Raw genomic sequence first — 14,389 nt, 5'->3', positions numbered from 1 at the left:
GGCGCCTAAAGCTCCTCGAGTCCGATGCGCTTTATCGGGCTGAGGAAATCGCCTGTGACCAGCCGGCTGACAAGCTGCCGCACCAGCGGCATTCGCGTCGTCGGGCCGATCGCGATATCGCGCATGGCCGGCAGGATGCGGCTGTCGGACTGATAAAAAGGCGTTAGCACGACGCTGAGCGTCTGGTAGAGCCAGACATGCGGCCCGCGCTGGCGCAGATGCAGCGCAAAGGCCTCATCAATCGACGGTGCGCGGGCAAGAGCCAAGAACAGCGAGGCGGCATCGATCATCGCCATGTTCGCACCCTGGCCCAATTGCGGGCTTGTCGCATGCCATGCATCGCCAATGCGGATCACACCGCACCCGGCCACCGGCTTTCGTGTATGGTGACGATAGCGGGCATGGACTGGCTCGGCGACTTCGGCAAGCGGCACGGCTTGCGGCCACAGCGCGTTCACCCGTTCCAGCCACGCATCCCGGCCGGCATTGCGCCACGCTTCGATCTCGCGGTTACGCAGGCTCCAGAAGAAGGTCGCCATCGGCGCCGCGCCGTCCCTCGCCGTCCCGACCGGCAGGACGCCGGCCATATGGCTCGCCCGCTCGTAACGCTGCTCCAGCTCGTGGGGATGAAACGGTCCGTTCTCCGGCCACGGCACCGTCGCCCAGAGCGCGCCATAGTTCAGCTCCTTCGCCGGATCGTGGCCGATCGGTGAGCTGGCGCCCATCGCGTCGACGACGAGATCTGCCGAAGGCGTTGCACGACCGCCATCGAGCGTCAGCGCCGGTCTTTTGCCTTCTATGATGCCAGTCGTTCTTGCATTCGTCTCAAACCGGACGCCTGAGGCAATTGCCGCGGATAGCAAAAGATCGAACAAGGCCACGCGCTGGATGGCGATGCCGTGACCATCAACCGGATAACTGATCTCCAGCACCGTCTTGCCCGGCCCGGACGATCCGCCGGCCAATGCTCCGTGCATGCGGGTAATGACCTGTCCGCGAGCTGCGATCGCATCGAACAGGCCCATCGCCTTTAGGATTGCCAGACCCGTCGGCTGCAGCACGAAACCCGAGCCGACAGGCTGCGGCGCTTCCATCTGGTCGTAGACCACGACTTTCGCGCCACCACGGGCGAGCATGGTTGCCAGCGACAACCCGCCGATGCCGGCACCGGCGATTGCGACTTCCAGCCCATCGATCTTCATGGCACGGTCCTGTCGGTGGCGTTCACGCGCTCAACCCAGCTGCCGCTCGATGGCTTTGGCTGCCTGCCACAGGTCTTCCATTCGCTCGAGAGATGCGGCCTCCAGGCTCTCGCCTGATTTTTTAAGTTCCGTCTCCATATGATTGAACCGACGCCGGAATTTCGTATTCGTTCCGCGCAGCGCATTTTCCGGATCCGTGCCGACATGACGGCCGATATTGACCATCGCGAAGATCAGATCACCAAGCTCATCGGACACTTTTTCCGGATGGCCTGCCTGCAGCGCCTCACGCAACTCCCGCACTTCTTCCTCGATCTTGTCGAGGATCGGTTCCGGCTGCGACCAGTCGAAACCGACCTTGGCAGCGCACTCCTGCAGTTTCAACGCTTCGGTCAGCGCCGGCTGGCTGCGATGCACGGATCCGAGAAAACCGGCCTTGAAGTCCTCGGTGATGCCGCGGCTCAAGCGCCGTTCGGCCCGCTCGCGTTTCTCCTCCTGCTTGATCTCGTCCCACTGGATTTTCACCGCACCGGGCGTATCGGCATCGGAGCGGGCCCCAAGGGGAACAAAGACATGCGGATGGCGGCGGATCATCTTTCTCGTCACCACTTCCACCACGTCACCAAAGGCAAAGTCGCCCGCCTCTTCCGCCATGCGGGCGTGAAAAACCACCTGCAGCAGCAGGTCACCCAACTCCTCGCAGAGATCGTCCATGTCCTTGCGTTCGATCGCGTCGGCAACCTCATAGGCCTCCTCGATCGTATAGGGCTTGATCGACGCGAAATCCTGCTCCAGATCCCAGGGGCAGCCGGTGACAGGCGTGCGCAGCGCCGCCATGATCTCGATCAGCCGCGAAATATCCTTTGAAGCTTCCATCATGAAATATCCTTGGACGCTCAGTTGAGCGGTATGTCGTTTTCGCCCTTGCCGGACTGGTAGCTATCCGAAAGGCGCTGATAGGTCTGTTTGATCCGGGCGGTCTGTTCGCGCAATTGCTGTCGCAGCGGGTCCTGCTCCGTCTCCACCAGATCTGCAATGAAGTAGGAATTCCAGAACGCATTCGACCGGCGATAACCGCCGGGCTCCAGCCCGAATACCTCCTTGAGGATTTTCAGGTCATGCGGAATGGCAAACGCATCGCGCGAATCCTCATGGCTGAAGAAGGAATAGAAATTGTCGAAACCTGCCCATGTAATCGCCGACATGCACATCGTGCAGGGTTCATGAGTTGACAGGAAAATCAAATCCTTGGTGGAAAGTCCTGAAGCTTTTTCATAAAAACGCTTCAGCGTGTGGACTTCACCGTGCCAGAGCGGATTTTCCAGTTCGTTATTGGTCTCGGCAATCACCAGCGAAAGATCGGACTTTTTCAGGATCGCTGCGCCGAAGACCTTGTTGCCGGCAGCGACACCCGCTTGGGTAAGCGGCAGGATATCGTGTTCGATGACGTCGAGAAGCCGTGGGGCGAGTGTGGCGGCAGTGGTCATGGAGGCTCTTTATGGCTGGTATGTCTAGGCAATTTATAACGAGGATCGGACCGATCGAGGTAAAAACCTGGTAATCTACAGAAATACTGGAGAAATATCCTCTGCGGTGGCTTTTGCTCAAGAACAGGTTGATTGAGAAACAGAAATACCCGCGGCCAATCCACTTCGCATATCCATTTCTTCAAAACCTGCGTCAGATTGTGGATATTCCTGTCATATGTTTCAGGATAACCGCATGTCAGCCAGCCATCAACGCCTGTCAGCCTTCCCGGCCTTTTTCCGTGTGCATGGAAAGACCGTGGCAATCTTTGGCAACGGCGACGAAGCCTATGCCAAAGCTCGTCTCTTGAGGAATACCGATGCCGGGATCATCGCTTATGCCGACGAGCCGGAATCGGATTATGCCGCTTGGCTCGATGCGCAGGGGGTCGAGGTCATCCGCGCCGAATTCTCCGCCGATCAGGTAAAGGGTGCCGTACTGGTTTTTGCCGCAACCGGTGAAGCCGAGCAGGATCAGGCAATCGTCACCGCCGCGCGTGCGCAAAAAATCCCGGCCAATGCCGTGGACCAGCCCGACTATTGCGATTTCTTCACCCCGGCTCTCGTCAACCGTGCACCGGTCGCCATAGCTATCGGCACGGAGGGTGCAGGCCCGGTTCTGGCGCAGATGATCCGCGCCCGCATCGACCAGATGCTGTCGCCGTCTCTCGGCCGCCTCGCAAGCCTTGCCGCCGATTACCGCGATGCCGCCGAACGGCTTGTTCCGCGCGGTGTTTCCCGTCGCATTTTCTGGCGCCGCTTCTTCTCGGGCGATGTCGCCGATGCGATTGAAGCAAACGACCACGCCTCCGCCCGTCGCGCCGCCAATGTGCTTCTGTCGACCTCTGGACAGGCCGAGGGCAAGATCTGGCTGGTCGGTGCCGGCCCCGGCGCAGAAGACCTGCTGACGTTACGGGCACAGCGTGTGCTGATGGAAGCCGACGCGATCGTTTATGACGCGCTTGTACCGCAGGCGATCGTCGACATGGGCCGCCGCGATGCCGAACGTCTTTCCGTCGGGAAGCGCAAGAACTGTCACTCCAAGAGCCAGGACGAGATCAACCGCCTGCTGGTCGATCTCGGACGCCAGGGCAAGCGCGTCGTAAGACTGAAATCCGGTGATCCGCTGATCTACGGTCGTGCCGGTGAGGAAATGGCAGCCCTTCGGGAAGCCGGCATCGCTTACGAGATCGTGCCCGGTATCACGTCGGCTTTCGCTGCAGCCGCTGATTTCGATCTGCCGCTGACCTTGCGCGGTGTTGCCTCCTCGCTGATCTTCACCACTGGCCACGACCTGACCGGCGATGTATTGCCGGACTGGGCAAGCCTTGCCATCTCCGGCGCCACCATCGCCGTTTATATGGGCCGCACGGTCGCCGCCTCGGTCTCCGAACGCCTGATGGATGCAGGTTTGAGCCGCGACACGACGGTTGCCGTGATCGAAAATGCCAGCCGCATCGACCGCAAGCTCTTCCATGGCGTGCTGAGCGAGCTGCCGTCACTGGAAGCGCGTGACGACCTCGATGGTCCGGTCATGGTGATCATCGGCGAGGCCGTCGCCGGCGCGAATTTCGACAAATCCGAACCGCTCTCCGCCTTCAGAAAATCTGTCCGTAGCCACGAATATGCGGGCCAAGAACAAGGCCAGGAAAAAGGAATGCAGCAATGACCGACAAGGTTCTGACCGCCAACCGCCTTTCCGATGGTATCGCCGTCTGGCTGGATGCCGCAGGCCACTGGACGGAAAACCTGCAGGATGCGCTGGTCGCTCGTCATGCGGAAGCCGCAGCCTCGCTGGAAGCGATCGGCAAGCGGGATTTCGCCGACAACAAGGTTGTCGATGTCGCAGTGATCGATGTCGAGGAAACCAATGGCGTGCTGTGGCCGACCCGCCTTCGCGAGCGTATCCGCGCCGCCGGCCCCACAATGAATTACGCGAGCGGCTACGGCAAAGCCGACGCAGCCTTCATCGCAGTCTGACACCTAAGAGTTCCGGGACACCCATGTATCGTTACGATGAATTCGACCACGCCTTTGTTTCGAGCCGCGTGGAACAGTTTCGCGATCAGGTCGAGCGCCGGCTTTCCGGCGAACTCGCCGAGGATGCTTTCAAGCCGCTGCGCCTGATGAACGGCGTCTATCTGCAGCTTCATGCCTATATGCTTCGCGTCGCAATCCCTTATGGCACGCTGAACTCTAGGCAGATGCGGATGCTGGCGCATATCGCCCGCAAATATGACCGCGGTTACGGCCATTTCACCACCCGCCAGAACATCCAGTACAACTGGCCGAAGCTTTCCGACACGCCCGATATCCTGGCGGAACTGGCAAGTGTCGAAATGCATGCGCTGCAGACCTCGGGCAACTGCATTCGCAATGTCACGGCCGACCATTTTGCCGGTGCGGCAGCAGACGAAGTGGCCGACCCCCGTCCCTATGCTGAAATTCTGCGCCAGTGGTCTTCCGTCCACCCGGAATTCTCCTTCCTGCCGCGCAAGTTTAAGATTGCGGTGACGGGTGCAGAACGCGACCGCGCGGCAATACAGGTCCACGATATCGGCCTGCATCTGAAGAAGAACGAAAAGGGTGAGATCGGTTTTGCCGTCTATGTCGGCGGCGGACAGGGCCGCACGCCTCTGATCGCCAAGAAGATCAAGGATTTTCTGCCCGAGCGGGACCTGCTCTCCTACATCACCGCGATCATGCGCGTGTACAACCTGCATGGCCGTCGTGACAACAAATACAAGGCGCGCATCAAGATCCTCGTGCATGAAACGGGCGTCGAGGAACTGACCCGTCAGGTAGAGGAGGAATTTTCCCATCTGCAGGAAAGCGAACTGAAGCTACCGGAGGCTGATGTCGCGGCAATCACCGCCTATTTCGCACCGCCGGCCCTGCCCAACCGTGGCGAAGGCTGGGCGCAGCTTGCCGGCTGGAAAAAGCAGGACGAGGCCTTTGCCCGCTGGGTGAACCAGAATGTCCAGCCGCACAAGCATCCCGATTACGGCATGGTGACGATTTCGCTGAAACCCATCGGCGGCATTCCGGGGGATGCATCCGACGTCCAGATGGATGTGATTGCCGATCTGGCGGAAGAATTCGCCCATGATGAGATCCGCATCAGCCATGAGCAGAACGTCATCTTCCCGCATGTGGCGCTGGCCGATCTGGAGCCGCTCTATCGTGCCCTGACGGCGCACGGGCTGGAAACGGCGAATTCCAACCTGATCACCGATATCATTGCCTGTCCCGGCCTGGACTATTGCGCACTCGCGAACGCCCGTTCGATCCCGGTAGCCCAGGAAATTTCTTCACGCTTCGGCGCGCCTGAAAGACAGGCCGAGATTGGTGAGCTCAAGATAAAAATCTCCGGCTGCATTAATGCCTGTGGCCACCACCATGTCGGCCATATCGGCCTTCTGGGCGTGGAAAAGAAAGGCGCCGAGCTCTATCAGATCACGCTCGGCGGTTCCGGCGACGAACATACATCAATCGGCGAAATCATCGGCCGTGGCTTCGAGCCGGCCAAGGTGACGGACGCGATCGAAACCATCGTCGATACCTATCTCGGTCTGCGTACGGGCAAGGAAGAAACCTTCTTGGCCGCCTATCGCCGTGTCGGGCCGCAGCCTTTCAAGGATGCGCTCTATGGTGAAGCCAAGGCGGAGGCCGCGTGATGACGAAGATCTGGAGAGAAACCGGTTTCGTCGAGAACGATCCGTGGGTGATCGAAACAGACGAGGCGAAGGCCGAAGGCGAGCAGAAGGCGCTTCTGCCGCTCGATCAGTTTATCGAGAAAGCGGAGGCCAGCAACGATGTCGGCCTCGGCGTGCTGATCAAGCCCGCCGACGACGTCACCAGGCTGGAGCCCTATCTCTATCGCATCGAGATCGTTGCGGTGGATTTCCCGGCCTTCAACGACGGTCGCGCCTTCAGCCATGCCTCGCTGCTGCGCGACCGGCTTGCCTATCGCAACGAATTGCGGGCAGTCGGTGATGTGCTGATCGATCAGGTGCCACTGATGCTTCGCTGCGGTATCGACAGCTTTGCCGTCACTAACGCAACGGCGCTGAAGCGACTTTCGGAGGACCGTCTGCCCGGTATTGCCGTGCATTACCAGCCGACATCCCGTCATGCGGAAGCCGGCGAAGGTTACAGCTGGCGCCGCCGCTCGGCCTGACACTCCCCCGAATTGGGAGAGTTAAAGGTGACTTTCGTACACATATTTTCTATGCTTTCCGCGACAATGGGCGGGGATGCCTTCAAATGCGCAGCTTGATAGTATATCTCGCTGTCAGAACGATGAGACTGGAAGACCGATCGCGATGAATGCTCCCACGAAGACCGAAGACTTTGCCGTAAAGATCCCGGATGGCGTCTATGCCGAGACAGTGCTGGATGTGCAGCACTATACCGACCGGCTGTTCCGTTTCCGCATGACGCGCCCGGCTGGCTTCCGTTTCCGCTCGGGCGAATTTGCCATGATCGGCCTGATGGTCGGCGAAAAGCCGATCTACCGCGCCTATTCGATCGCAAGCCCGGCCTGGGACGAGGAACTGGAATTCTTCTCGATCAAGGTGCCGGATGGCCCGCTGACCTCGCACCTGCAGAAGATCAAGCCGGGCGATACCGTTCTTATGCGCAAGAAGCCGACCGGCACGCTGGTGCTCGATGCGCTCACCCCCGGCAAGCGTCTCTATATGTTCTCGACCGGCACCGGCATTGCGCCCTTCGCCAGCCTGATCCGCGATCCGGAAACCTACGAAAAATTCGAGGAAGTCATCCTCACCCATACCTGCCGCGAAGTGTCCGAGCTGAAATACGGCCAGGACCTGATCGACGAGATCAAGAACCACGAGTTCCTCTCCGAACTAGTCGGCGACAAGCTAAAACTCTATTCCACCGTCACCCGCGAAGACTACCCGTTTAAGGGCCGCATCACCGACCTGATCGAGAACGGCAAGATGTTCTCCGACCTCGGCGTTCCCCCGCTCGACCCGGCCGTCGACCGCGGCATGATCTGCGGCTCGGCTGCGATGCTGAAGGACACCAAGGAACTGCTCGAAAAGGCAGGATTGACCGAAGGCGCCAATAATAAGCCGAGCGAGTTCGTCATCGAACGGGCGTTTGTAGGGTGAGGAACGGTCGGGCGGAGCCCGAGCAATCGATCCAGTGAATCGATTGCAGTGACGAACGCCACGAGCCATAGCGAGCGGCAGGGCAGCCGCGAACTCTGGGCGGCAGATGAGCGCCACGTTTATACGTTTCGACTGCCAGTCCGCTACTTAAACCAAAGGGCCAGAGCTAGAGCCAGAGCCAGAGGCGGACGGTCCTAACGCCAGACCGATACATTTTCCAGCGTCGTGACTGCACGCTCGTTGATCGACCTCTGACGATAGCTGAACGAGCTGAACCGGATACCGAATTCTTGGTCCTTGGTTTTGCGTCGCGTTTTCTGCACAAGCAGAAACTGGTGTAAGAACCCGTTACCTTCGACCGAAAACTCGTCATACAAGATCTCGGATCGGCGATCATCGAGAGCATTGCTCAGGACTTTCCGCCCGTTGATTTCGGCGTCGACGTAGTTGATCTCTGTCGACCAATAGCCAACCTGCAAGTCTCCGGTTATCAGGAAGAGCTGCAGGCTCTTTTGCACGCTGTCATAAACGGCGCGATCCAAAATCGCGTCGTTGAGATTGACAGACATCACGAATTGATGGACCGGACTAGCCGGATCAAGCGTATCGAGGAACCGTTGATATTGAGCGACCGGATCGTGGTCGTGGTCTTCTCCACGTGCCCATTCTGACGTGAAGAACCGCATGGCTACCTACCGCTCCCAGTCTTCCTTCTCGCGCTTAGGCCCATTGCCCAAACGACGCTCAATCTCGGTCGCCTGTGCTTCCGACATGCGCACATCCATCGTCACCGAACCGTCCTCGTTGTCCTCGCGGCCATCGACGATCGAATTGCCGTAGACCCAGGAGACCAGCGAGAGCTTGTCGGCGGGAATGGTGATCGAGGTTTCGGTGAGAACGCCGGAAAGCCGCTTGGCAATCTCGTCCATCAGCGGGTCGAGGCCCTCGCCCGTGATTGCCGACAGCGCCATGATGTTGTCGCGGCCCTTGGCGCGTTCAAACAACGCGTCGTGAGTTTCCGGGTCGAGCCGGTCGATCTTGTTCCAGACCTCGATGATGCGCTCGGAGCTTTCCTTCTCGTCGATCCCGAGATCGGCAAGAATGCGCAGCACGTCATGCGACTGGGCGGCATTGTCCGGATCGGACATGTCGCGCACATGCAGGATGAGATCGGCTTCCAGCACCTCTTCCAGCGTCGCACGGAAGGCGGCGACCAGATGGGTCGGCAGGTCGGAGATGAAACCGACGGTGTCCGAGAGGATGACCGTGCGGCCATGCGGCAGCTTCATTCGGCGCAATGTCGGGTCAAGCGTTGCAAACAGCATGTCTTCGGCGAGAACGCCGGCGCCGGTAATGCGGTTGAACAGCGTCGACTTGCCGGCATTGGTATAACCGACCAGCGCCACGATCGGATGTGGCACCTTGCGGCGCTTGGCGCGATGAAGCTGGCGAGTGCGAACCACCTGTTCAAGCTCGCGCTCGAGCTTGACGATACGGTCCTGCAATAGACGACGGTCGGCTTCGATCTGGGTTTCACCCGGACCGCCCATGAACCCGCCACCGCCACGCTGGCGTTCAAGGTGAGTCCAGGACCGGACCAGACGACCCTTCTGGTAATTCAGATGCGCCAGATCGACCTGCAGCGTGCCTTCCTTGGTGGAGGCACGGCGGCCGAAAATCTCGAGGATCAGGCCAGTACGGTCGATGACCTTGGCGTTCAGTTCTTTTTCGAGATTGCGCTGCTGCACCGGCGTCAGCGGATGATCGACGATGACGAGGCCGGCATCCTTCTCGTCGAGAAGCGCCTTGATTTCCTCGATCTTGCCGGTTCCCATCAGGGTCGCTGGACGCGGCTGATTGACGGGAACGATCAGTCCCTGAACCACGTCGAGATCGATGGCGCGGGCAAGCCCGGTCGCCTCTTCCAGTCGTGCCTCGTTGGATCTCTTGGGAGCGGCGACGATCGGTGCGTCGCTCTGGCTACCGCGGGCGCGCGTCTGCTTGAGCACCGGCACGACGACCACGGCGCGCATATCGTCCCGGTGCTTTTCGGCTTCCGGGACGAGCGATTCGTTAGACGTATCTCGTGTAGAAATCTGTCTCTGTCCTTAGGCTGCGTTTTCTTCGGTCTCGAACATCTGCATGGGCTGGCCCGGCATGATGGTCGAGATCGCGTGCTTATACACGAGCTGGGAGTGCCCGTCACGACGAAGAAGCACGCAGAAATTGTCGAAGGAGGTTACGACTCCCGTGAGCTTGACCCCGTTGATGAGGAATATAGTCAGGGAAATCTTCTGCTTTCGGACTGTATTGAGAAATAAATCCTGCAGGTTCTGAGAACGTTCCGCCATAGCGCCGATTCTTTCTTTCTTGCCGGCAATCTGCCGGGATAATGATCTCACGTGATAAGAGATGATGGAGAAACGCCCCGTGTTTCCCTTCCCCCACAAGTCTGGTTACCAAATCGGCGTCTTTTCCGCAATCTCGAAAAAGGCGTCGCGCATATTCGATGCGACACTGCCCTTATGTCCGCCGGCGCTGTCTTCCATCGATTGAAACGATTGGAATGCAGATTTCGGCACTCTGCGTGAAGCCGTAGTCAAAGATACATGGGACCGCACGAATGCGACCCCGGTAGCTAGGCAAAGGCCTCAGACGCCGAGCGATTTCAGCTTGCGGTGCAGCGCCGAGCGCTCCATGCCGACAAATTCTGCGGTGCGGGAAATATTGCCGCCGAAGCGGTTGATCTGCGCGATAAGATAATCACGCTCGAACATTTCACGCGCCTCTCTCAGCGGAAGCGTCATGATGTGGACATCCCCCTTCGACGAGACCTTTGGCAGCATGTCACCGAGGTCGGTCGGCAGCATATCGGCGGAGATCGCCGTATCCGGGCCATCCGTGCGCGCGAGAATCATCAGCCGCTCGATATTGTTGCGCAACTGGCGGATATTGCCCGGCCAGTCATGCGCCTGCAGGACGGCCATGGCATCGTCGCCAATCTTGCGCGGGCGGATACCCGCCTGTTCGGAAACCTGCCTCATGAACATGTCGACGAGGAAGGGAATGTCTTCGCGACGCTCTGCCAAGGCCGGAACCTTGACCGGTACGACCGCGAGACGATGATAGAGATCCTCGCGGAAGGCACCTTCGGAGATCAGGCTCTCCAGATTGTAAGCGGTGGAGGAAATGATGCGGACATCCACCTTCACCCGCTTCGAACCACCGACGCGCTCGAATTGCTGGTCGACGAGCACACGCAGGATCTTGTTCTGTGTCTCGCGCGGCATCTCGCCGATCTCGTCGAGATAGAGGATGCCGCGATGCGCCTCTTCAAGCGCGCCAATCTTGCGCGGCTGGCCAGGCGTCCCCTCGGTGCCGAAAAGTGCCACCTCCATCCGGTCGGGCGTGATAGTTGCCGCATTGAGCGCCACGAAAGGACCAGTCGCGCGCGACGACTTGCGATGGATCATCCGGGCAACGAGTTCCTTGCCTGAGCCGGAAGGGCCAAGGATCATGATGCGGCTGTTGGTCGGCGCGACCTTTTCGATCGTCTGACGAAGCTGGGAGACGGCAACCGAAGTTCCGACCAGTTCGGCCGCATCACCGGTGCGCTTCTTGAGTTCGGACACTTCGCGCTTGAGCTTGGAGTTTTCGAGTGCCCGCTCGGCGATCAGGATCAGGCGGTCGGCCTTGAACGGCTTTTCAATAAAATCGAAGGCGCCGCGCTTGATAGCCGAGACGGCCGTCTCGACATTGCCGTGACCGGAGATCATCACCACCGGCAGGTCGGGATGGCGGCTCTTGATCTCGTCCAGCAACGCCAGGCCATCGAGCTTCGACCCCTGCATCCAGATATCGAGGAAAACCAGCCGCGGCACGCGGTCGGAAATCGCCGCCAGAGCACTGTCGCTGTCATACGCCATCCGTGTCTCGTGGCCCTCGTCGGAGAGAATGCCCGAAACGATCTCGCGGATATCCGCCTCGTCATCGACGACCAGAATGTCAGACGCCATAAGCTACTTCCTTGTCTTCATCTTTCACGGGCGCGCCGACCGCATCGACATGCGGCAAAAGCACCCTGATCATGGCGCCCTTGCCATGATCGAAGTCGGCAGGGGCATCATGCAATTCGAGCTGCCCCCCATGTTCTTCAATAATCTTCTTGACGATGGCGAGGCCGAGCCCTGTGCCCTTTTCGCGCATCGTCATATAGGGTTCGAGTATCCGGTGGCGGTTCTCGGTCGGCAGTCCGATGCCGTTGTCGATCACATCCACCACGAACAGATCGCGTGCCTTGTCAAAACCGGAGCGCACCATCACCTTGCGCCCGTCACGCTCCTCGTCGGCCGGCACCATCTCGATCGCCTCGACGGCATTCTTCACGAGATTGCCGAAAGCCTGACCGAGCATCCGTCCATCGAACAGGCCGTTGAGAGGTTCGTCACCGAGTTCGCGAATGAAATCGACATGGGTCGTGCCCATTTCGCGCAGGAAGATCGAATCCTTCAGGATGCCCCTGAGATCGGTGATTTCCTTCGACGGCTTGGGCATGCGGGCAAACGAAGAGAATTCGTCGACCATGCGGCCGATATCGCCGACCTGCCGGACGATCGTGTCCGTGCACTGATCGAAGACCGCCCGATCATTCTCATCGATCTGCTTGCCGTAACGGCGCTTCAGCCGCTCCGCCGACAATTGGATAGGCGTCAGCGGGTTCTTGATCTCATGGGCGATGCGGCGCGCCACATCCGCCCATGCCGTTGAACGCTGTGCAATCACTAGATCGGTAATATCATCGAGCGTGATGACATAGGAATCGTTCGACGTGCGCTGTTCTTCGCGCGTGACCTGAACTGACAATGTCCGTTCCTTGCCGTTGCGCATCAGGTTGACTTCCTTGCGGAAATCCCCGCGGGATCGTGTTGTGGCTTCGGTCAGCACGTGGTCAATCTCGGGTGCGATCTCCTGCAATGTTCTACCGATAAGGCCCTGCTGCTCAACGCCGAGCATCTCTTCGGCGGACGGATTGACGATGCTGATCCTCCGGTCGTCGACGCCGATGACGGCCGCCGTTACACCGGAAAGCACGGCTTCGATGAAGCGGCGACGATCATCGACTTCGTCCTTGGCCTCCAGGATCTCGTCCTGCTGCGTGCGGATTTCGGAGATCATCTTGTTGAATGTGCGTGACAGGCTGCCGACGTCGCCATCGGCAGCACGAACGGGAACGACAACATTGAGGTTACCACTGCCGACAGCATCAGCAGCACTGATCAGCAGCCGGATCGGCCGCACGATACGGTCGGCAACCGCGATTGCTGCCCAGATTGCCGCCAGAAGAACGATAAGTGCGAACCCGAGATAGAGCACGGCAAAGGCAAACTGGAGCGACGAGCGGCCCGCTTCCATCGCCTTGTACTCGGCAGTGTTTTCCTCCATCAGCCGCATGGCGTTCATGACCTTCGGGTCGACGGCGCGGATCGTGTAGAGGAATGTTCCCGATATAGCCTCCGTCTTCATCACCGCTCCCACAAGATTGGTGATGCCGGGCGGAATTAGTGTCGGCTGGCCGCCCGCGGCGGACTTCAGCGCATCGGCTGGGATAGCAGGCAGCGGTCGCTCGGTCTTTATATCGGCCTGCGCAATCGCCTGACCATCCTCCTGAACCAGGAAAGCTCCGAGCATGCCGCGCCCACGCGCCTGACGGGTCATCAGGTCCAGAAAGCCGGTGCGATCGAGATAGAACATCGCACGATTGCGTTCGAGGTCGTTAGACATCGAAACCGTCTGGCCCTGCAGATAGCTCGCATTCTCCATCATGTAGGCGCGGGCGATATCCTGCGACGACTGTACGATCGACTGCGTGCGCAGTGAAAACCAGCGGTCAAGGCCGACATTCAGCGTCAGGCTGGCAAAGATCGCCACCAGCACCGCCGGCGTTATGGCTACGATGGAAAACAGAACGACGATTCGCACGTGGAGGCGCGCCGCGGCCCTGCCCCGGTTGCGGGCACGCAGCAGCCGCGTCACCTCGCGCCCAATGAGATACATCAGGCCGATGATGAACAGCGAATTGATGACGGCCGACGCAATCACTACGTTTCCGGTCGGCGCAATCGGCGTCAGTCCGAGGAGAACAAGCAGGGTTAGAATGGCGCAGACCAGCGCACCACCCGCCAGAAGAATACCCGGCAAGGCAAAGGAAGCGCGACGATCCTGAATGAAGGTCGCTGATTGAGCGTCGGCAAGGGGTGCCGTCCCGCCGTCCACCATCATATCCCTCCCGCTCTGGGACCAACCACATTGTCGCCTGACCAAATATGGAAAGACGCTTCAAAATCACCGAATTTGGATGTCCGGGTGTTTGACCGAAAAATGCCGCCGGTCTCACTAGGCCACCTGCGTGACCTCTAAGCAACGCATTGTGGCGAAAATGCAACGATCATCTCCAACTGTCAAGCAGCCAGTGATTTGGGCACATCACAATGAGTGGATGTCCACGGAAATAGCCAACCGCAAA

The 14,389-nt window shown here is 59.4% G+C and carries 13 protein-coding genes; 5 read left to right on the top strand and 8 right to left on the bottom strand.

Annotation, left to right across the window (positions count from 1 at the left end; all coding sequences use genetic code 11):
- Positions 1 to 5: 5 nt before the first annotated feature.
- From GGE33_RS05840 to GGE33_RS05830, 3 genes are read right to left on the bottom strand one after another with little or no spacing between them, the layout of a single operon-like run.
- On the bottom strand, positions 6 to 1,202 hold the full coding sequence (locus tag GGE33_RS05840; RefSeq protein WP_183821559.1) for an FAD-dependent oxidoreductase: 1,197 nt from the start codon (positions 1,200 to 1,202) through the stop codon (positions 6 to 8).
- A 30-nt stretch (positions 1,203 to 1,232) separates the two neighbouring features.
- Positions 1,233 to 2,078 (bottom strand): nucleoside triphosphate pyrophosphohydrolase, encoded by an 846-nt coding sequence (gene mazG / locus GGE33_RS05835; RefSeq protein ID WP_183822397.1) that lies wholly within the window; start codon positions 2,076 to 2,078, stop codon positions 1,233 to 1,235.
- Between the two features lie 20 nt (positions 2,079 to 2,098).
- Positions 2,099 to 2,689, bottom strand: a complete 591-nt coding sequence (locus GGE33_RS05830; protein ID WP_183821558.1) for a deaminase — start codon at positions 2,687 to 2,689, stop codon at positions 2,099 to 2,101.
- A 235-nt stretch (positions 2,690 to 2,924) separates the two neighbouring features.
- Between GGE33_RS05830 and cysG the strand changes: the two genes are divergently transcribed.
- From cysG to GGE33_RS05805, 5 genes are all read left to right on the top strand, one after another.
- Entirely contained in the window at positions 2,925 to 4,397 is a 1,473-nt protein-coding gene (gene cysG / locus GGE33_RS05825; RefSeq protein WP_183821557.1) for a siroheme synthase CysG, read from the top strand.
- Positions 4,394 to 4,708, top strand: coding sequence for a DUF2849 domain-containing protein (locus tag GGE33_RS05820; RefSeq protein WP_148144867.1), 315 nt, complete (start codon positions 4,394 to 4,396; stop codon positions 4,706 to 4,708). The genes cysG and GGE33_RS05820 overlap by 4 nt, the downstream gene beginning before the upstream one ends.
- A gap of 23 nt (positions 4,709 to 4,731) precedes the next feature.
- Positions 4,732 to 6,405: a nitrite/sulfite reductase gene (locus tag GGE33_RS05815; protein WP_148144868.1), complete on the top strand. Its 1,674-nt coding sequence runs from the start codon at positions 4,732 to 4,734 to the stop codon at positions 6,403 to 6,405.
- Positions 6,405 to 6,908: a DUF934 domain-containing protein gene (locus GGE33_RS05810; protein ID WP_183821556.1), complete on the top strand. Its 504-nt coding sequence runs from the start codon at positions 6,405 to 6,407 to the stop codon at positions 6,906 to 6,908. Before GGE33_RS05815 ends, GGE33_RS05810 begins: the two co-directional genes overlap by 1 nt.
- A gap of 145 nt (positions 6,909 to 7,053) precedes the next feature.
- Entirely contained in the window at positions 7,054 to 7,866 is an 813-nt protein-coding gene (locus GGE33_RS05805; RefSeq protein ID WP_183821555.1) for a ferredoxin--NADP reductase, read from the top strand.
- A 194-nt stretch (positions 7,867 to 8,060) separates the two neighbouring features.
- On the opposite strand, the gene GGE33_RS05800 is transcribed toward GGE33_RS05805, so the two are convergent.
- From GGE33_RS05800 to GGE33_RS05780, 5 genes are all read right to left on the bottom strand, one after another.
- On the bottom strand, positions 8,061 to 8,552 hold the full coding sequence (locus GGE33_RS05800) for a hypothetical protein (protein ID WP_183821554.1): 492 nt from the start codon (positions 8,550 to 8,552) through the stop codon (positions 8,061 to 8,063).
- A gap of 6 nt (positions 8,553 to 8,558) precedes the next feature.
- Positions 8,559 to 9,899 carry a GTPase HflX gene (hflX, locus tag GGE33_RS05795; protein WP_210303571.1) on the bottom strand — a complete coding sequence of 447 codons (1,341 nt, stop codon included), beginning with the start codon at positions 9,897 to 9,899 and terminating at the stop codon, positions 8,559 to 8,561.
- 75 nt (positions 9,900 to 9,974) lie between these two features.
- The gene (gene hfq, locus GGE33_RS05790) at positions 9,975 to 10,217 is read right to left on the bottom strand and encodes an RNA chaperone Hfq (protein ID WP_007757453.1); all 243 of its coding nucleotides are present in this window, start codon (positions 10,215 to 10,217) and stop codon (positions 9,975 to 9,977) included.
- Positions 10,218 to 10,517: 300 nt separating this feature from the next.
- Positions 10,518 to 11,882 (bottom strand): nitrogen assimilation response regulator NtrX, encoded by a 1,365-nt coding sequence (gene ntrX / locus GGE33_RS05785; RefSeq protein WP_183821553.1) that lies wholly within the window; start codon positions 11,880 to 11,882, stop codon positions 10,518 to 10,520.
- The gene (locus GGE33_RS05780; RefSeq protein WP_183821552.1) at positions 11,872 to 14,142 is read right to left on the bottom strand and encodes a sensor histidine kinase NtrY-like; all 2,271 of its coding nucleotides are present in this window, start codon (positions 14,140 to 14,142) and stop codon (positions 11,872 to 11,874) included. Before GGE33_RS05780 ends, ntrX begins: the two co-directional genes overlap by 11 nt.
- Positions 14,143 to 14,389 lie beyond the last annotated feature (247 nt).

Source organism: Aliirhizobium cellulosilyticum, from assembly GCF_014198105.1.
Taxonomy (GTDB): Bacteria; Pseudomonadota; Alphaproteobacteria; order Rhizobiales; family Rhizobiaceae; genus Neorhizobium; species Neorhizobium cellulosilyticum.
This window is presented reverse-complemented; position numbering and strand designations above follow the sequence as displayed.

Excerpts from the sequence above, each read along its gene's own strand:
- GGE33_RS05840 (WP_183821559.1), bottom strand. The coding sequence starts at position 1,202 with ATGAAGATCGATGGGCTGGAAGTCGCAATCGCCGGTGCCGGCATCGGC.
- mazG (WP_183822397.1), bottom strand. The coding sequence starts at position 2,078 with ATGGAAGCTTCAAAGGATATTTCGCGGCTGATCGAGATCATGGCGGCG.
- GGE33_RS05830 (WP_183821558.1), bottom strand. The coding sequence starts at position 2,689 with ATGACCACTGCCGCCACACTCGCCCCACGGCTTCTCGACGTCATCGAA.
- cysG (WP_183821557.1), top strand. The coding sequence starts at position 2,925 with ATGTCAGCCAGCCATCAACGCCTGTCAGCCTTCCCGGCCTTTTTCCGT.
- GGE33_RS05820 (WP_148144867.1), top strand. The coding sequence starts at position 4,394 with ATGACCGACAAGGTTCTGACCGCCAACCGCCTTTCCGATGGTATCGCC.
- GGE33_RS05815 (WP_148144868.1), top strand. The coding sequence starts at position 4,732 with ATGTATCGTTACGATGAATTCGACCACGCCTTTGTTTCGAGCCGCGTG.
- GGE33_RS05810 (WP_183821556.1), top strand. The coding sequence starts at position 6,405 with ATGACGAAGATCTGGAGAGAAACCGGTTTCGTCGAGAACGATCCGTGG.
- GGE33_RS05805 (WP_183821555.1), top strand. The coding sequence starts at position 7,054 with ATGAATGCTCCCACGAAGACCGAAGACTTTGCCGTAAAGATCCCGGAT.
- GGE33_RS05800 (WP_183821554.1), bottom strand. The coding sequence starts at position 8,552 with ATGCGGTTCTTCACGTCAGAATGGGCACGTGGAGAAGACCACGACCAC.
- hflX (WP_210303571.1), bottom strand. The coding sequence starts at position 9,899 with ATGCGCGCCGTGGTCGTCGTGCCGGTGCTCAAGCAGACGCGCGCCCGC.
- hfq (WP_007757453.1), bottom strand. The coding sequence starts at position 10,217 with ATGGCGGAACGTTCTCAGAACCTGCAGGATTTATTTCTCAATACAGTC.
- ntrX (WP_183821553.1), bottom strand. The coding sequence starts at position 11,882 with ATGGCGTCTGACATTCTGGTCGTCGATGACGAGGCGGATATCCGCGAG.
- GGE33_RS05780 (WP_183821552.1), bottom strand. The coding sequence starts at position 14,142 with ATGGTGGACGGCGGGACGGCACCCCTTGCCGACGCTCAATCAGCGACC.